The following is an 18,664-nucleotide window of genomic DNA, read 5'->3' as shown; positions in this document are numbered from 1 at the left end:
ATTGTTTTACAAACAACGTAACATGGTCCGCTTTCTCTTTGGCAACATATGCTCTCGGGAAAGCGAGTCGCACGCTCTGTGCCTGCTTATCTCTCGCTACGCCTTACGATACAAAGAACATTATACATAACGCAATCATTTTAAGAAATCACTTGTAGTATGAAAAAGATTATTCCTTTACTATTTATGCTGCTCTTCGCAGTGGCCTGTCAAGATCCAAAGCCGGAGCCAACCCCAGAGCCTACGCCAACCCCTACTCCGACACCGGTACCCAATCCAACGCCGAAGAATAGCTTTAAAGCCATATTTACGGCAAACCCATCCACGTTTAGCGCACAAGGCGGTGATGGGGTTGTAGAGGGTACCCTGCAAGAGTTCTCCCCCGAGGGAAAGATGATTTCAGAAAAACAACTCAAGAAAGAGCAATTTACCATCGCACTCAAAGCCGGAGATGCTACCCAAATCATCATTGACGATGCCGCCAAAACGTTTAAAGTAGCTGCAGGTAAGGCCGAAGCGCTCTTTACTTTGGAAGCTAAGGTTACCGTACCGGAGAACCTAACTCAGGAACTTACTATCAAACGCGACAAAGAGAAAGAAGCGAAACCCAACGGCAAAACCCCTTTGGAATATGTGGCCGAGTACAATATGAACCCGGAGGGAACGGCATTCGTTACAACGCATGCTACGGATGTGAGTGGATACTTTACCTTTGAAGAGGCCTGTACAAAGTTTAAGGATATCACCATTAACGGGAAGAAGTACCATCTGCCTTCCAAGGATGAATGGCTAGCCCTCTTCCCGATGTACGCAGAAACTGATTATGTGAATTTTGGTGTTTACGTAACATTTAACGATATCTCTGAGACTACTATGGTCAATGGCGAAAGCGTAACCTCAACTAATGATTATAGAGGAAATGCCAAAGGCACTGCGTATGCACTTCGTTTCAAATGCACTGAGTGGCTCTCTGCTTGGAAGTATGAGTACACAAAAGTGGATGGATTCCAAGTACTTAAAATAACAACCCGTCCTGTTGGCAGCTCTGTAACGGTTGAGGATATTATGAAACCCGACTTCTGGGAGTCAGACGCAGAAAAGGATGTAGTGCGCATATTCCCGGCTTCCGGCTTCATGTCATATGGCTCGTTGTCAGACAGAGATGCTTTGGGCCGCTTCTGGTCCTCAACAGTATATGATTCAATACGAGGATGGTTCGTAAACTTCAACCTGTCAGCCGCCAGAGTACGTAGGAATGACAGCAACTATGGATTTACCATTCGGTTGTTTGAAACCCCAAACGTACAATAAGGCGCTATACAAAATTGAACTTCAAATAGAGGTCATCAGCATATACCTATAAGAACAACGTATTAGGAACAAAATAAAAATAAATGAGAAGTCATTTTACAAACAAACTGCTACTGGTGGGGGGCCTACTGCTCTTTGCCCTGTCCGCATCGGCACAGAGCATAACCTTCACCACAGCAAAAAAACCCGGGGACATGGTCACGTTAGAAGTACGGGCCAATGGAACTGTTACGGTAGAAGGTATTGATGGGAAATTCTATACTGATGGGGATTCCCACGACTACAAGTTAACCAGCAGCACCGTAAAGATAAGTGGGGATATCACTCACTTCGACTGCACAAACAACAAGATCACCGGTCTATCGGCCAGTGGCAACTCTCTGCAAACCATATACTGCTTAAACAATGAAATAAGCTCTTTGGATATATCCCAATGCAGTAATCTTGAAAGACTTTTCAGTCACGGTAATAAATTGGAGCAATTAGATGTAACTGCCAATAAGCAACTGAAGGTGCTTACCTGTTCCGACAATTTACTTTCTACGCTGAATATCTCCAACAACCTTTTGCTCAATAGGGTAGTATGTGATCGGAATAAACTAACCGCCTTAGATCTATCAAAGAATACTAAGCTGAATACTATATCCTGTATCGACAATCAGTTAACTTCTTTAGACGTGTCGTCTTGCCCCGCTCTGAAAACCCTCAATTGCATGGGGAACCGACTCACAACAATTGGCTTGGCTGACAATAATGTATTGCAGGAGCTTGGGTGTAGTGTCAACTGTATAAAGGCAGAGGGTATGACCTCTCTGATTGCCGCTCTTCCTACCGTACAAGGTGGCAATATCTTTGTGATTAACCTTAAGGATCCTAAGGAAGAGAATGTTTGTACTAAAACCAATGTAGCCAAGGCAAGAGCAAAGGGCTGGCAGGTATATGACTCTAACTATAAGGTCTACGAAGGGAGTGCCGATAAGGTAGAGCCTCAGCTGACATTTACTACTACCACTGCAATAGGCGGAGAAGTAGATTTACTCATCGTAGCGAACGGCCCCGTAACAGCCACAGGCTTGGAAGGAGCTATTACACCCGGAGGAAAGAAATCATATAAGCTTACAGCACAGACGGTAACCCTTAAAGGCGACATAACAGAGTTTAGTTGTACGTCAAATAACTTGAGTGCATTGGATCTATCAAATTGTACCAACCTTCAAGTACTGGACTGTGACAACAATGACTTAACCACTTTAGACTTGTCTAAGAACAGTAAAATAGAAAACGTCAGATGCACCAAAAACAACCTGACTTCACTAAATCTATCGCAATGCAATGCATTAATACGCCTTACTTGCTATAAAAATGAACTGACTGCTTTGGATTTATCCTCCTGCAAGAGTCTAGGATTCCTATATTGCCAAGAGAATGAGCTAACCGCACTGGATCTTTCTTCTTGTCCCAGCCTGATGCAATTGTATTGCTACAGCAATAAGCTGGCATCATTGAATGTATCGAAGTGTATGGCCTTGCAGGCTCTTCTATGTTATAGAAACAACCTGACTTCTTTGGATCTATCTCAGTGCGAAAGCATTAAGAACGTATATTGCCAGTCCAATAGTTTGACGGACTTAGATGTATCGAACTGTTTCGGCATACAAGAGCTGAATTGCTCGGAGAATAAGTTGTCACAGCTTACTATTTCTCCCTCCTCCACGCTCAACTACTTGTCTTGCCAGAAGAATCTGCTGAATTGCTCTGCTACTGCTGCTATTGTAGAAGGGTTGCCACAAATGACTGCCGAAAAGAAAGGAAGCTTTGTAGTACTCTCTGAGAGCGAATTGAATAGTGATGAGAATAATATCATCTACAAAGATGCAGTAGAGAAGGCACAAAATAAAAATTGGCTTGTGACTTATATGTCGGCAACGTACGAATACCTCCCCTACGCCGGACGAGAAGGTTCATGTGGAGGTGGTACTACAGACAAAAATAAGATCTCATTCACAACCGAGAAGGCTGTCGGCGAAACTATAAGCTTGGCAGTAAAGTCCGGAGGAGAAGTTATTGCTACCGGTATAAAGGAAAAGATTGTTGCCGATGGCAAAAATCAAACTTACACACTGACTGCACAGACGGTTACGTTGCAGGGAGACGTGGAAGTATTTAAGTGCAACTACAATGCGTTGACCTCCCTCGAGTTCTTTGGTGCCGAAATGCTTAAAGAGATAAGCTGCTCCGGCAATAAGTTAACTACCTTGGATGTCAAAGGCTGTCCGAACTTAGAAAACTTGACCTGCGCAACTAACCAGATTACTGCTCTTGACCTTTCTGCATGTAATAAGCTTATAAAGGTTTTATGTCACGCCAATCAACTGACCGAGCTTAATCTATCGGCATGTCCCAGCCTACAATTCGTTTGGTGTCAACGCAATCAAATTGCCTCCTTGGATCTTTCTAATTGTAAGAATCTGCAAAAGCTTAAGTGTGGTGACAATAAGCTATCTACTTTAGATATCACCTCATGCGAAGCACTTACTGATTTGTTTTGCGAAGGCAACCAACTAACCAAATTGGATGTTTCTAATTCTACCAAATTAATTCATCTGTGGTGTAGTGCTAATATGCTGACCGATCTGAATATTTCAGGGTGTGAAAGCTTAACCCAAGTGTATTGCTATACAAATAAATTGGTTTCCATAAAAGCATCACAATGCCCTAAACTGACTCATCTATGGTGTAGCAACAATGAACTAACTACATTAGATATTTCTCAGTGCCCGAGTCTAAAGCAGTTGTACTGCTACGACAACAAACTCACTGCCATCGATCTGTCTAAATGCCCGAATCTTATTTCGCTGGAATGCTATAAGAATCAAATTAAGACATTAGACTTCTCTAAGTGTCCCCAGATCTGTTTCGTTTATTGTGAAGATAACCGGATCGGCTGTACACAAATGGAAGCAATCGTAACCTCACTTCCTCAACGACAGCTTGACGATGATGCTACATTCATTGCCGTTACCGCTAATGAAGATCAGAATCCCAATACCGGGAATGTGATCACTAAACATGTGGTAGGAATGGCCAAATCCAAGAATTGGGCTGTATTCTCTGTGATCAATGCCGGGGATGATGAAGTAACGCCTTACGAAGGTCGAGACGGCAATTGTACCGACAATGCTCTTTCCTTTGCAGTAACCGTATCAGAAAATGCCAACGGACGGGTAACGGTTAAGGGGGCTGCCAACCTTGAAGCAGTGCCTTATGGTACAGAGCTTACCGTAGAAGTAGCTCCGGAAGCCGGTTATGAGCTGGATAAGCTAATGGCCAACGAGGAGGATATCACTGCTACCAAGCGTTTTGTAGTAAAGAGCAACGTAAAAGTTACTGCTACATTTAAGACCGGTGCCGAAGCTGTTGCACGCGAAGGCATTGCCCTCTACCCGAATCCGGCCAGCAGCGAAGCAAACTTATTCGGAGTAGCTCCGCAAAGTGAAGTAAGCATATACGGAACGGATGGAGCACGCCTCCTAACCGTTACTGCTGATCAAAGCGGACACGCTGTATTGCGACTGGAAGGACTGACCGAAGGCAACTACTTGGTTACTTTCCGTGATGCTATGGGTGAGCTGACTACCCGTCAACTAACCATCAAGCGGTAAAGAATTAAGCACTTACTAAGCGGTTGCACTTCCTTAAAGGGAAGTAACCGCTCCACATAAAGATACGTATCTTTCAAACGAAAGGTGCGTATCTTTCGTTTTGACCTCCCCACTCATACCGCAGCAGAGAGGAACAATTTGACTGCATAAAGAGACAGTGTTTGGCATTGTAGCGAGATAATTACTAACTAATAGACACATATTTCCAATCTTATATATCTTTTCTTCATTTTTAGTTTTGTCTAAAGGGGAAAATGGCTATCTTTGTCTAGTAGTGGAAGACATAAGTTGACTAATGACTATCTCTGCACGAAAGAATGGGACACATAGTTTTATAAACAACTCGCCCGGGATCTCTTCCTCTTTAGCAACGTGGGTCGCACGCTCTGTGCCTGCTTTTCTGTCGCTACGCCTTACGATACAAAGAACATTATACATAACGCAACCATTTAAGAAATCACTGCTAGTATGAAAAAGATTATTCCTTTACTATTTATGCTGCTCTTCGCAGTGGCCTGTCAAGATCCGAAGCCGGTACCCGAGCCTACGCCAACCCCTACTCCGACACCGGTACCCAATCCAACGCCGAAGAATAGCTTTAAAGCCATATTTACGGCAAACCCATCCACGTTTAGCGCACAAGGCGGTGATGGAGTTGTAGAGGGCACCCTGCAAGAGTTCTCTCCCGAGGGAAAGATGATTTCAGAAAAACCGCTCAAGAAAGAGCAATTTACCATCGCGCTCAAAGCCGGAGATGCTACCCAAATCACCATTGACGATGCTGCCAAAACGTTTAAGGTAACTGCAGGAAAAGACGAAGCACTCTTTACTTTGGAAGCTAAGGTTACCGTGCCGGAGAACCTGACTCAGGAACTTACCATCAAACGCGACAAGGAAGAAAAGAAACCTGAAGTCAAAACTCCCTTGATGTTTGTTACCGAATACAACCTGGATACAGACGGTACAGCATTCGTAACCACGCTTTCCACGGAGGGGAGTGGATTCTTTACCTTCGATGAAGCCGTTGCGCAGTTTAAGGAAGGTATCACCATTGACGGTACGAAGTACCATCTGCCCTCCAAGCAAGAGTGGCTATCCATTGTACCGGAATACGCAAGGCAGGATTATGTCAATTTTGATTTGAACGTAACATTTGACAATGTTTCTGAAACCGTAGTCATCAATGGCGAGACCGTAACCTCTACAAATGATTACAGAGGCAATGTGAACGGCATTGCGTATGCACTGCGTTTCAAAGGCACTGAGTGGCTCTCTGCGTGGAGATATGAATTCACAAAGGTGGATGGCGTACAGGTACTTAAAATAACCGCCCGCCCCGTGGATAGCTCTATAAAGATTGAGGATGTTATGAAACTCCCCTTCGAGGAAGCCAAAACAGAAATGATTGCGGTACGCCTATTCCCGGCTTGTGGTTTTACCTTGAAGGGAGAAAAAAGAAGCGTTGGGTCCTATGGATATTATTGGTCTTATTCCGATGATGGTCCCGGCTACGGATGGGCAATGAACTTCCGTGCTACTATGGCCGATGTGTACGCAGAATATGGAAAAAAGGGTATGTCAATCCGACTTTTTCGTGCACAATAACAAGTAAACCCCATTACTAAGCGGTAACGCTCCCTCTACAAAAAGATACGTATCTTTCAATCGAAAGGTACGTATCTTTCGTTTGAAACATCTGGATCTTTTTAGCAAAAGATCCAGATATTTTTTTAGGCGTAGAAATGCCATTTTGCCCCTCAGATTGTATGAAGCGCAGGATATGTTGACAAAAAGACAGTGAACAATTGATCTATTTTTACTTCTGAAAAGAATTATTTTTTCATTTTAAGCACATTATCAAGATTTATTTCTTACATTTGTCTCAACGCAAGAAAATAGCATTATTTCGAAACATATTACAAATAAAATATATTGGTTAAGAGAGGAAAAGACAAACAACATGGAAACTAAAATGAGAAACAGACTTCTGTCTGTAGCACTCCTACTGCTCTTTGCTCTGCCCGCTTCGGCACAGAGCATTACCTTTACCACCACAAAAAACGTAGGCGATAAAGTAAAACTGGCCATCACAGCAAATGGGGCGGTTACCGCTACGGGACTTACGGAAAAGATAATCGCTGATGGGGAAACACAAACCTACACCCTCACTTCGCAAACTATAAAGATTGAAGGGGCGGGTATTCAGGAATTTGATTGTTCCGGTAACAATATAAATGCTCTTGAATTATCTAAATGCGATAACCTAAGTTCGTTATACTGCTTTGATAATGAAATAACTAAATTAGATGTTTCGGCTTGCGCCAAGCTATGGGGACTATATTGTGGCAATAATGCTTTGACAGAATTGAACATCTCGGGATGTACCAAGCTGGGCGAACTCTTTTGCTTTAAAAATAAATTAACCACCCTGGATGTATCTTCCTGCACTGAGCTTACCGAGTTCTCCTGCTACACGAACCTACTCACCTCGTTGGATGTATCCGGACACGGTAAATTAAGCGAATTCAACTGCTACAGCAATAAATTAACCGATCTATCCCTTGCTTCTTGTAATGGCCTCTTATGGCTTGCTTGTGAAGACAACCATTTGAGCTGTGAGAAGATGGAAAAAGTAGTGCAAGAGCTTCCCCAAAGAACCTCCTACTTCATGGGCTCCTTCAATGCTCTTACCGATGCGGAAAAGAATGCTACTGAGGGAGAAAGAAACATCCTAACCAAAGACAACGTTCAAGTGGCCGTTAGCAAAAACTGGGATGTCTTTTCCGTTCCTACAGCAGGTTCTTATACCCACACAGCCTTTGAAGGGCTGGAAGGCACCTGTGCCGATTACCAACCCAAAGCAAATATTACACTCACAACCACTAAGGAGGTGGGTACAACGATTAAGCTGAAAATAAAAGCAAATGGAGCTGTCACAGCGCAAGGGATCAAGGAAGATATTGTCTTTGATATGGCTAACGACTATACCCTTACCGCACAAACTGTAACGCTTAGTGGCGATATAACATTTTTCGACTGCCACACCGCACAAGTATCCTCTCTGAGCCTCGACTGCGCCAACCTAAGTACATTCTCTTGCGAAAACAACGAACTAAAGGAACTCGATGTATCTAAATGCCCTAATCTGAGCGATTTTTGGTGCTATAAGAATCAGTTAACCAAGCTAAATGTATCGGGATGCAGCAAGCTCGATTACATCAACTGCTCGAAGAACCAACTATCTTCTTTGGATATCTCTTCATGTGGCGTGCTCAGAGTGCTGTATTGCCATGGCAACGCATTAACCAAGCTGGATTTGAGTCAGTGTCCCAAACTAAAAGAACTGAGATGCCATCAAAATAAACTGACTGAATTAGACTTGACTACTTGTGCCAATTTGGAAAAGCTAACCTGCGCAGAAAATAAGTTAACGGCTTTGGATGTGTCCCAATGTACTAAACTATTTCAAGTATGGTGCTATGACAACCAAATAGCCTCCCTTGATATGTCTAAATGCAGCAATCTGGAATGGCTCATTGCGTATAAAAACCGCTTGACCTCCGTAAACCTAGCCGGATGTGAGAAATTTTCCTTTATCTCATGCGAAGAGAACCTCTTAGGATGCTCCGCTTTAGAGGCTATAGCTGATGCATTACCCGATAGGACATCACTAGCCACAGGCGCACTGGATGCCGTAACAGCAGATGAAAGAGACATAGCTCCGGGTAGCGGCAATGTATTGACACAGCATGCAGCCCAGGTAGCAAAAGAGAAGAATTGGTATGTGCATTATCTTGAAGCTGCCGGCTCTGATAATGCCACTGACTATGATGGACGAGGCGGAAACTGTACCGATAATGCATTTTCCTTTGTAGTAACCGTTTCGAAGAATGCCAATGGATTGGTAACGGTCAAAGGGACCAAGGACCTTAACGCAGTGCCTTATGGCACAGAGCTTACCGTGGAAGTAGCTCCAGAAGCCGGTTATGAACTGGATAAGCTGATGGCTAACGAGGAGGATATCACCGCAACCAAGCGTTTTGTAGTGAAGAGCAATGTAAAAGTTACCGCTACATTTAAGAATGGTGCTGAAGCTGTCACACGCGAAAATATTGCCCTCTATCCGAATCCCGCAAGCGATGAAGCAAACTTATTCGGAGTCGCTCCTCAGAGTGAAGTAAGCGTGTACGGAACGGATGGGGCACGCCTCCTAACCGTTACTGCTGATCAAAGCGGACACGCTGTATTGCTCGTAGAGGGACTTCCCGAAGGCAACTACTTGGTTACTTTCCTTGATGCCATGGATGTACTGACGACTCGTCAACTAACCATCAAGCGGTAAAGAATTAAGCACTTAATAAGCGGCTGCTTCCCTCAAAGGAAACGCAACCGCTCCACAAAAGGGTACGCACCTTTCCATGGGAAGGTGCGTATCTTTCGTTTATCCTCTACAGAGCAATCCAACCCCTTAGCTGCAACAGTTGTCACCCATACTCCATTTCCGGTCCACATAGAACTTTCGGGAGAGGCTCTATAAGGCTTCACAGCGTTTTAGGAATAGTTAATTGGCGGCATCGGATACTCGTTTTCTTCATAAACTGTTTGAAAAGAAAGAGGTTTTTGGCAGAACGAATATTTATTACTACATTTCGCGCGTTTAAGAGAATGTTGCTTGAGAAAATGCCTATAAAATATATTTTATAATTACGAATTGATATAGTAGTGAATATATTTTATGATATTGTGTTTGCTTAATAAACACCATTTCAATGCGTATTCCTATCTATTCCACCGCCCATTTGTAGCGAAGGAATTAGGATTAAAAGTAAGAGAAAGCGCATTTCTTATTGAAAAGGAGCTAAGTATTGATGTATAAAGAAGCTCATTGATTATGAAAAAACTTACAGGAAAGAATATCAGAGGAGTCCGTTGATGCCGTAAATACGCTATGCTTGGTGGAGATACTTGGTATAGTTCTAAAATCCACTTCTTTTGTTTATCAAGATTATTGCTGTGTATTTACGGCTTAGCATTTGAAGAAAAGAAACTATTTCTTTTAGGCATATCCTATAGAATACACTAAATAGTACATAAACTATGCAAGCGAAGTAATAATACATGTAAGTACAAAAAACAATATGAAAACAAATATTATACATAAATTGCTGCTTTTGGCAGCTGCTTTTGTCTTTGCTCTATCCGCATCAGCACAAAGCAATAATACAACAAGCATTACCCTGACTACAACGAGCCAACCGGGAGAGACTATACGCCTACTGATAAAGGCAAATGGCCCTGTAGTTGCCGAAGGAATTAATGGGACTGTAAAAACCGATAGTGTATATTATTCCTATCCTATCACCGATAAGACGATCAAATTCGTGGGAGATATTACTAACATCGGCTGCCATTCAAGCAAACTCACCAATATAGATCTTATCAACTGTACAAATCTGGAATCACTAGTTTGTTGGAATAATCAATTGACTTCTTTGGATGTTTCTCAATGTCCAAAACTCAGCTATATTGATTTTCAACGTAATAAAGTTTCAACATTGGATGTTTCTAACTGTACTAAGCTTCAGTACCTATCTTGTAACAATAATGAACTTACATCCATTAAAGGAATCAAGTCTACGGCACTTACTGAAATAGCTTGCTACAGCAACCAAATTTCCTCTCTTGATGTCTCTCTTTGCAAAAACCTCAAGATACTAAAATGCCACAGCAACAACATAACAGATTTGGACCTTTCAGATCACACTCTTCTGAAACAATTATTCTGCTATAGCAATAAACTCAAGTCTCTGAAGATAAAGAATTGCCTTTCTCTAAAAAAGGTTTCTTGCGGTAGTAATTTGCTAAATTGCTCAGTAATGGAAGAAATCGCAGCAAACCTTCCTCAAAGAGACCTTAAAGATAATGCCTCTTTTGATGCTATTACTGATGCCGAAAAAGACGCAGATTTAGAAACTTGCAACGTACTCACAACACATGCAGTAGGTGTTGCCAAGGCTAAAAACTGGAAAGTATATTCCTCTGCTACACCCGGTGCCTATAAGAAAACTGAATATGCCGGACGCGATGTCACCTGTACAAACAATAGCTCCAAAATCACATTTACAACTGATAAAAAAGTTGGAGAAACCATTAAAATAATGCTCACAGCAAAAGGAGACGTATCGGTTACCGGACTGAGTGGTGCAGAAAAAATTGCGGTCGCTTATTATGGAGAGTATAAACTGACATCGCAGACGGTTACATTAAGTGGTGAAATACTATCTTTCGGATGTAACAAGGGGCAGCTAAAGACGCTTGATGTCTCTGAATGTCCCTCATTAACTTGGATTGATTGCTATGGCAACAACCTAACTCAATTAGATGTATCCAACTGCCCTGAATTGATTCACTTGTATTGTAATGCCAATCAATTGACTGCTCTTGATGTAACAAAGTGCCTAAAGATGAAAGAATTAGATTGCTATAACAATAAAATTACCTCCTTAGACCTATCCAAAAATACAGAGCTGACCTCTCTATTCTGTTATGCAAATCGATTAACTTCCTTGGACCTCACAGCGTGTAAAGAAATGAAGCATTTGTCGTGCTATGCGAATAGTCTAAACGCTTTAAAGATCCAGAATTCCACAAATCTAAGAGGATTGGAGTGTAGCGGTAACAAACTAACCTCATTAGATGTAACAAATTCACCTAACTTAATTAACCTTGCATGTTCCGGGAATTTACTCACCAACTTAGATATATCGAAATGCTCACTACTCAGTACCCTATTTTGTGATGGAAATAATATCAAATGCTCCGAAATGGAGAAGATAGCCATTGCTCTTCCCCAAAAGAAATCCGGGCTAACGGGAGATTTTATCGCAGTCACTGAAGCTGAAAAGAATAGCGATACACAAAGCGGCAACACCATAACTAAGCATGCTGTAGACATCGCTAAATCCAAAGGATGGAATGTATATTCTGTAACTAAGATGGGCGAAGAGAAAGGAACCCTTTATTCCGGACGGGATGGGAACTGTACCAACAATGCTCTTTCCTTTGTAGTAACCGTTTCGAAGAATGCCAATGGATTGGTAACAGTTAAAGGGACAAAGGACCTTAATGCAGTACCTTATGGTACAGAACTTACCGTAGAAGTGGCTCCCGAAGCCGGTTATGAGCTGGATAAGCTGATGGCTAACGATGAGGATATCACCGCTACTAAGCGTTTTGTAGTGAAGAGCAACGTAAAAGTTACCGCTACATTTAAGAATGATGCTGAAACTGTCACACGCGAAAATATTGCCCTCTACCCGAATCCTGCAAACAGCGAAGCAAACTTATTCGGAGTAGCTCCACAAGGTGAAGTAAGCGTGTACGGAACGGATGGAGCACGCCTCCTAACCATTACCGCTGATCAAAGCGGACACGCTGTATTGCGACTGGAAGGCCTGCCCGAAGGCAACTACTTGGTTACTTTCCGTGATGCTATGGGTGTGCTGACTACTCGTCAACTAACCATCAAGCGGTAAAGAATTAAGCACTTACTAAGCGGCTACATCCTGCTATAAGGACACAACCGCGCCACAAAAGGGTACGCACTCTGCTGATGAGTACGTACCCTTTTTGCAGGAATCGAGAGACGAAGGGATTAACCAATGAGAGAAAGAAAAAAGGAATGATCACAAGACCACTCCTCCTCTATTAAGTAAGTATTATGTAAAGTATGTGACCCCGGAGGGATTCGAACCCTCGACCCACTGATTAAGAGTCAGTTGCTCTACCAACTGAGCTACGGAGTCGCGCCAACAGAATATTTGCCTGACAGCGAATGCAAAGGTAACAGATTATTTTGAAATAAACGCAAAAGATACCTCTTTCCCGATATTTTTCTCTCTATTTTCTCACTTTTGAGAAAACTAAATCTGCACCCATAGAGGTTATTAAACATTGTATTATTCAGTATATCAATCTGTTACAGAATATTTCTTTTGCAGAATTGACTTGGCAATTCTACGTACTAAATACACATCGCGCCTCTCTGAAAAAAAAGTGCTCATTTGAACTTTCCTACCTTATGGAGTGTTGTGTAATACAATGTATACCCTCTAAAAGAGGGCTAATAAAATTGGATGACTACAATAAGGAAATACGATATCATTGTGATCGGGGGCGGTCATGCCGGTTGTGAGGCCGCCGCTGCTTCTGCTAAAATGGGTTTGCATACGCTGCTTATTACTTCCGATATGAGCCGCATAGCTGCCCTGAGCTGCAATCCTGCGATGGGCGGGATTGCCAAAGGGCAAATAGTGCGCGAAATAGATGCTCTCGGAGGAATGACCGGAATATTAAGCGACAAAGCAACACTGCAATTCCGTATGCTCAACCGAAGTAAGGGACCTGCTATGTGGAGCCCCCGAGCACAACTCGACAAAGACTATTTCTCCATCCTCTGGCGCAATGAACTTACGCATACGGATTCGCTAGAAATAATACAAGATACCGTAAGAAACCTTATCATACAGAATAAAAGGGTAAAAGGCGTTGTAACCGATCTATGGGGAGAAATACAAGCATCGCGCATAATCCTTTCGGCAGGTACGTTTCTTCGCGGGATTATGCACTTCGGAGCCGAGCAATTCCCGGGAGGAAGGATTGGCGAACCACCGGTCAATGCACTGACAGAGCAGCTCTCTGACTGTGGTATAGCAACCGATAGGATGAAAACGGGCACTCCACCGCGCATTAATATACGTACTGTAGACCTATCCCTTGCCGAAATACAGCATGGCGACTCAGAAGCAAGAGGATTCTCCTTTATGCATACGGCAAGTGTTTTCCCACAACAACCTTGCTATGTACTACACACCAATGCAGCGTGTCATGCCATTCTACAGCAGGCCATTGACGAAGGTCTATCGCCCCTTTATAATGGTCAAATACACTCCATTGGACCACGTTATTGCCCAAGCATTGAGACAAAAATAGTAACCTTCGCAGGAAGAGACCATCATCAACTCTTCTTAGAACCGGAAGGGCATGAATCCAATGAATACTATTTAAACGGATTTTCCTCCTCCCTACCGCCGGAAGTTCAATTAGCTGCGCTACGCACCATACCGGCTTTTCAAAATGTACGTTTCTTCAAACCGGGATATGCGATTGAATACGACTTCTTCGATCCTACACAACTAAAGCCAACGATGGAGTCTTTGCTTATAGACGGACTCTACATGGCAGGACAGGTTAATGGTACTACAGGATACGAAGAAGCAGCTTGCCAAGGACTAATGGCAGGAATCAATGCGGCTCTATCCCTACTGTATACTGACAAGGAGCTTATTCTAAAGAGAAATGAAGCCTATATAGGAGTACTCATTGATGATCTGGTGACCAAAGGAGTAGATGAACCCTACAGAATGTTTACCTCGCGGGCAGAGTTTAGAATTCTGCTAAGACAGGACAATGCAGATAGTAGGCTTACCCCTACGGGACACTCTGTAGGCTTGGTAAATAGTGCCCGATATGAAGCTTTTTGTCGCAAAGAAGAGCAAATAAAGTCCCTCATCCAATACATCACATCACTCTCCGTAACACCGGAAGAGATGAATCATTTACTACGCACAGTGGAGGACTCCGAATTACGTCAAGGCGTGAAACTGAGAGAACTGCTGCTCCGCCCAAAGCTTTCGCTTGAAAATTTGAGTAGTGCACTCCCTTCCTTGCGAGAAAAAATGGAAGAAGCTAATAGCGTTGCACCCGAAGTAAGTGAATCAGCAGAAATAGCTATCAAGTATCAAGGTTACATAGAGCGTGAGCAAATGGAGGCTGAAAGATTATTACGCATGGAAAACCTCCGCTTAGGTGACCGATTAGACTACGCCTCAATAGAGAGCCTCTCTACAGAAGCCAGACAAAAGTTGCAACGAATTAAACCATTGTCGCTGGCACAAGCAGCCCGCATCCCGGGCGTTTCTCCGCACGATATTTCGGTACTCTTAGTACTTCTCAAACAATAAGTATTTGTTTCACGTGAAACTAAATAAGGAAGATGGGAATGCTCTCAAGCTAAAAATCTCGCTACTACCCGAAAGCCCCGGTGTATACCAATACTTGGATGCAGAGGGAAATATAATATATATCGGGAAAGCGAAGAATCTAAAGCGAAGAGTGAGCAGCTATTTCAATAAAGAGCATCTTGATAGAAAAACGCAACGATTAGTAGAAACTATCAAGGATATGAGATTCTTTGTGGTGAAAACAGAGAGTGATGCGCTTCTCCTTGAGAATAATCTCATTAAAACCTACCAACCTAAATACAATATTCTCCTCAAAGATGATAAGAGCTATCCCTCAATAATGCTCAGCAAAGGCGACTTTCCGCGAGTCGCTGTAGTACGAAATATCGATCAGAGCAAAGGGGTGTACTACGGACCTTATACTAATGTCGCACAAGCCAGGAGATTAGTTTGGTTAGTTAGAAATCTTTACAAAATAAGAACCTGCCGCCTTCCGCTTTCAAAAGAACGTATAGCACAAGGTAAGTACAACGTTTGCCTACAATACCACATTAAACGCTGTAAAGCCCCATGTGTAGGAAAGATAAGCAAGGAGGATTATGCAGAAAGCATTCGCAAAGCAGAAGAGCTCATAAAGGGAGACATAAGCAAAGTATATAAAGAAGAGTTTGCCCGAATGCAAAGTCTCGCTGCTGAAGAGCGTTACGAGGAGGCAGAAGAGGCCCGACAGATTATAGAATTTCTCAAGAGTTACGATGCACAAGAGACGGTTATCCACAACCATTACGGGAAAATAGTTGCCTTTAGCTATAAAGAAATAGAGAAGCGTGCCTACGTAAATCTCTTATCCGTACAGAATGGTGCCATTCGTTTTTTAGTAACTGAGGAGTGGCATAAGGCATTGGAAGAGGAAAAAGAGGAAATCTTTGCCACGATTATTACGGATATGATGGAGCGCTTTGCCCTTGAATCAACAGAAATCATCCTTCCTTTTTCCATTGACTGGCTACAAGAGCGATACAAAATAACGATTCCGCAAAGAGGAGATAAACTAAAACTCCTCAAGCTCTCTGAAGCAAATGTAGATGCTTACATAAAGGAAAAAGAGAAGCAACAGGATAAACTAAATCCGGAACAAAGAAAACTCCGTTTGATGAAACAGATGCAAGCGGACTTACAACTTAATAAGCTACCACGTCACATTGATTGCTTCGACAACTCCAATACGTTAGGCGCACAACCTGTTTCTGCTTGCACAGTATTTAGAGATGGCAAACCATCGAAAAGCGAGTATAGAAAGTTCCACGTGAAACAGGTAATTGGACCGGATGATTACGCTACAATGAAGGAAGTAATCACAAGAAGATACCAAAAATTAGAGGAAGAGGGGCGACAATTTCCTGATCTTATCGTGATAGACGGTGGCAAAGGTCAGCTAAAAAGTGCATTAGAAGCATTAGAAGAACTAAGAATAGACACGAAGAACATTGATATAATTGGCTTAGCTGAAAGATTAGAAGAGGTATATATCCCAGGTGATAGCCAATCCATCATACTAGCACGCAATAGCGAAACACTTCGTGTACTGAAGCATATTAGGGATGAAGCACACCGTTTTGGAATTACTTTTCACCGATCACTTAGAGCAAAGGCACAGCAAGTATCGGCTCTTGACGGCATTCCGGGTATTGGACCGAAACGAAAGGAAATACTGCTCAAGCACTTTGGCAGTGTATCCCGGATAAAAGCTGCAGAAGAGGAAGAAATAAAAGAGCTTGTAGGCAGTAAAAGTGCAGAAGCAATAAAAAAATTCTTTACGCAAAAAGAGGGAAAAAACATCAAAGATTAATGCTTATCTTTGGCATATGAAAGTAGTTGTACAGAGAGTAAAGGAAGCATCTGTAGAGGTTGAGGGAAGAACAATCTCATCAATAGGGAACGGACTTTTACTGTTAGTTGGCTTCACACACGACGATACGGAAGAAGATATTGCACGCTTCACCAAAAAGATCGTAGCACTTCGTATTTTCGATGATGAAGCAGGGGTAATGAATAGAAGTGTACAAGAGGTGTCAGGCTCTATATTAGCAGTGAGTCAATTTACGCTGTATGCGAATTGCAAAAAAGGAAATCGCCCCAGCTACATAGCGGCTGCACCCGGAAATATCAGCGAACCACTATATGAACGATTTTGTGAGCAATTGGAGGAAGCCATGCCCGGTCGTATACAGAGAGGTAAGTTCGGGGCTGATATGAAAGTCAAGCTACTTAATGACGGGCCGGTAACTATTATTTTGGACAGCACACAAATCAAGTAAAGCAAATGACAATAAACGAGTATCAACATATTGTAGATCAATGGATTAAACAATATGGAGTACGCTATTTTTCCCCACTGACTAACATGGCCATCCTCACAGAAGAGACAGGAGAAATAGCGCGTATTATGGCACGTGCCGAAGGGGATCAGAGCTGGAGTGAAAGAGATAAAGAGCGCTTTGCTATTACCCCGGAGAACGAAACGGAGCGGGCAAAGGAACTTTTAGCCGACGAATTGAGTGATCTTATGTGGGTAGCAACCTGCATAGGCAACTATTACCATATTGATTTGGATAAGGCGCTTAAAGCCAATATCGAGAAGAAAACAAACCGTGACAAGGTGCGTCACATAAACAATAATAAATTGACCCATAAAACAGATGAATAAGAAAGAGAAAAAACACGAGCATCCTATCAATAATAAGTACCAGGAAGCATTCAACTCTTTCCTGCCTGCCGGTACAAAAGCTTCTATTGAACGCAGTGTAGCAGATATTATTGAGAAAGAGTATGACAAAGCTTACACAGCAGCAACGCTACGCTTTCTCTATAGCACGATAGACCTCACTACACTATCGCCAAAAGACAATAAAACGAGCATTCACAACTTTGTAGAAGCGGTCAATAAAAAGTACGAATCAAAAGAAAATAACCTACCTTCAGTAGCGGCTATTTGTGTTTATCCCGCTCATATAAAGCAGGTTAAGGCGGAATTAAAGGATCCCTCGGTACGTATTGCATCGGTAAGTGGCGGATTCCCGGCTTCTCAGACTCTAATGGAAACAAAGCTGATGGAGACAAGCTTTGCCGTTACTGACGGAGCAAACGAAATCGACATTGTACTCAATATAGGGGAATTCTTAGACGAAGACTGGCAAAATGTAGATTTAGAAATTAGGGAGCTAAAGGAACACGCCACGCACGCAAAGCTTAAAGTAATCATCGAAAGTGGACTCTTAGAGGATCCGGAACTGATCCGTCGTGCTGCCATTATGTCTATCTTCAGTGGTGCAGACTTCGTAAAGACTTCTACCGGAAAGGACTGTCCCGGAGCCACATTAGAGGCAGCTTATACTATTGCAAGAGTTATCAAAGAGTATTACGATAAGTTTGATGTACGTTGCGGGATAAAGGTATCCGGTGGCATCCGTACACCTCAGGAGGCGGTTAAGTACTATTGTATCATCAAGAGTGTACTTGGAGAAGAGTGGCTCACCAATGAACTCTTCCGTATTGGCGCAAGTAGCTTAGAAGGAAACCTTCGCAAAGCAATTAGCGAAATGGAAGGCTAAATAGCCTTTACCGGAATGTGTATCCATATACATCCGTCATAGACTAAAGCAAGACTAA

Annotated in this window: 11 protein-coding genes and 1 tRNA gene; 10 read left to right on the top strand and 2 right to left on the bottom strand. The window is 42.7% G+C overall.

The window, feature by feature from the left end; genetic code table 11:
• Window positions 1-159: 159 nt before the first annotated feature.
• The 4 genes from ACLWMH_RS00365 (at window position 160) to ACLWMH_RS00350 (ending at window position 9,315) form a co-directional block, all read left to right on the top strand.
• Window positions 160-1,311 carry a hypothetical protein gene (locus ACLWMH_RS00365; RefSeq protein WP_411914794.1) on the top strand — a complete coding sequence of 384 codons (1,152 nt, stop codon included), beginning with the start codon at window positions 160-162 and terminating at the stop codon, window positions 1,309-1,311.
• Between the two features lie 83 nt (window positions 1,312-1,394).
• Window positions 1,395-4,973 carry a leucine-rich repeat domain-containing protein gene (locus ACLWMH_RS00360; RefSeq protein ID WP_411914793.1) on the top strand — a complete coding sequence of 1,193 codons (3,579 nt, stop codon included), beginning with the start codon at window positions 1,395-1,397 and terminating at the stop codon, window positions 4,971-4,973.
• Between the two features lie 468 nt (window positions 4,974-5,441).
• Window positions 5,442-6,578: a hypothetical protein gene (locus ACLWMH_RS00355; RefSeq protein ID WP_411914792.1), complete on the top strand. Its 1,137-nt coding sequence runs from the start codon at window positions 5,442-5,444 to the stop codon at window positions 6,576-6,578.
• 367 nt (window positions 6,579-6,945) lie between these two features.
• Window positions 6,946-9,315, top strand: coding sequence for a leucine-rich repeat domain-containing protein (locus ACLWMH_RS00350; protein ID WP_411914791.1), 2,370 nt, complete (start codon window positions 6,946-6,948; stop codon window positions 9,313-9,315).
• 32 nt (window positions 9,316-9,347) lie between these two features.
• Here ACLWMH_RS00350 and ACLWMH_RS00345 read toward each other — a convergent pair whose 3' ends face one another.
• Entirely contained in the window at window positions 9,348-9,518 is a 171-nt protein-coding gene (locus ACLWMH_RS00345; protein WP_411914790.1) for a hypothetical protein, read from the bottom strand.
• A 593-nt stretch (window positions 9,519-10,111) separates the two neighbouring features.
• Here ACLWMH_RS00345 and ACLWMH_RS00340 point away from each other — a divergent pair.
• Window positions 10,112-12,508, top strand: coding sequence for a leucine-rich repeat domain-containing protein (locus tag ACLWMH_RS00340; protein ID WP_411914789.1), 2,397 nt, complete (start codon window positions 10,112-10,114; stop codon window positions 12,506-12,508).
• Between the two features lie 197 nt (window positions 12,509-12,705).
• Here the strand turns inward: ACLWMH_RS00340 and ACLWMH_RS00335 are convergent.
• A tRNA-Lys gene (locus tag ACLWMH_RS00335) sits at window positions 12,706-12,778 on the bottom strand.
• A gap of 330 nt (window positions 12,779-13,108) precedes the next feature.
• Between ACLWMH_RS00335 and mnmG the strand changes: the two genes are divergently transcribed.
• From mnmG to deoC, 5 genes are read left to right on the top strand one after another with little or no spacing between them, the layout of a single operon-like run.
• Window positions 13,109-14,995, top strand: a complete 1,887-nt coding sequence (gene mnmG, locus ACLWMH_RS00330; protein ID WP_411914788.1) for a tRNA uridine-5-carboxymethylaminomethyl(34) synthesis enzyme MnmG — start codon at window positions 13,109-13,111, stop codon at window positions 14,993-14,995.
• Window positions 14,996-15,008: 13 nt separating this feature from the next.
• A complete protein-coding gene (gene uvrC / locus ACLWMH_RS00325) occupies window positions 15,009-16,844 on the top strand; it encodes an excinuclease ABC subunit UvrC (RefSeq protein ID WP_411914787.1) in 1,836 nt (611 codons plus the stop codon).
• Between the two features lie 16 nt (window positions 16,845-16,860).
• Window positions 16,861-17,313, top strand: coding sequence for a D-aminoacyl-tRNA deacylase (dtd, locus tag ACLWMH_RS00320; RefSeq protein ID WP_411914786.1), 453 nt, complete (start codon window positions 16,861-16,863; stop codon window positions 17,311-17,313).
• A gap of 5 nt (window positions 17,314-17,318) precedes the next feature.
• Window positions 17,319-17,702 carry a nucleotide pyrophosphohydrolase gene (locus ACLWMH_RS00315; RefSeq protein WP_411914785.1) on the top strand — a complete coding sequence of 128 codons (384 nt, stop codon included), beginning with the start codon at window positions 17,319-17,321 and terminating at the stop codon, window positions 17,700-17,702.
• Complete coding sequence (deoC, locus tag ACLWMH_RS00310; RefSeq protein WP_411914784.1) at window positions 17,695-18,606, top strand: deoxyribose-phosphate aldolase; 912 nt, start codon at window positions 17,695-17,697, stop codon at window positions 18,604-18,606. The genes ACLWMH_RS00315 and deoC overlap by 8 nt, the downstream gene beginning before the upstream one ends.
• Window positions 18,607-18,664 lie beyond the last annotated feature (58 nt).

Origin of the sequence: Porphyromonas miyakawae (assembly GCF_045865415.1) — a bacterium.
GTDB classification, from domain to species: domain Bacteria; phylum Bacteroidota; class Bacteroidia; order Bacteroidales; family Porphyromonadaceae; genus Porphyromonas; species Porphyromonas miyakawae.
Note: the sequence above shows the minus strand (reverse complement) of the source record. Positions and strands in the feature narration are given on the sequence as shown.

Coding starts and splice junctions, on each gene's coding strand:
- ACLWMH_RS00365 (WP_411914794.1), top strand. CDS start 160: ATGAAAAAGATTATTCCTTTACTATTTATGCTGCTCTTCGCAGTGGCC.
- ACLWMH_RS00360 (WP_411914793.1), top strand. CDS start 1,395: ATGAGAAGTCATTTTACAAACAAACTGCTACTGGTGGGGGGCCTACTG.
- ACLWMH_RS00355 (WP_411914792.1), top strand. CDS start 5,442: ATGAAAAAGATTATTCCTTTACTATTTATGCTGCTCTTCGCAGTGGCC.
- ACLWMH_RS00350 (WP_411914791.1), top strand. CDS start 6,946: ATGAGAAACAGACTTCTGTCTGTAGCACTCCTACTGCTCTTTGCTCTG.
- ACLWMH_RS00340 (WP_411914789.1), top strand. CDS start 10,112: ATGAAAACAAATATTATACATAAATTGCTGCTTTTGGCAGCTGCTTTT.
- mnmG (WP_411914788.1), top strand. CDS start 13,109: ATGACTACAATAAGGAAATACGATATCATTGTGATCGGGGGCGGTCAT.
- dtd (WP_411914786.1), top strand. CDS start 16,861: ATGAAAGTAGTTGTACAGAGAGTAAAGGAAGCATCTGTAGAGGTTGAG.
- ACLWMH_RS00315 (WP_411914785.1), top strand. CDS start 17,319: ATGACAATAAACGAGTATCAACATATTGTAGATCAATGGATTAAACAA.
- deoC (WP_411914784.1), top strand. CDS start 17,695: ATGAATAAGAAAGAGAAAAAACACGAGCATCCTATCAATAATAAGTAC.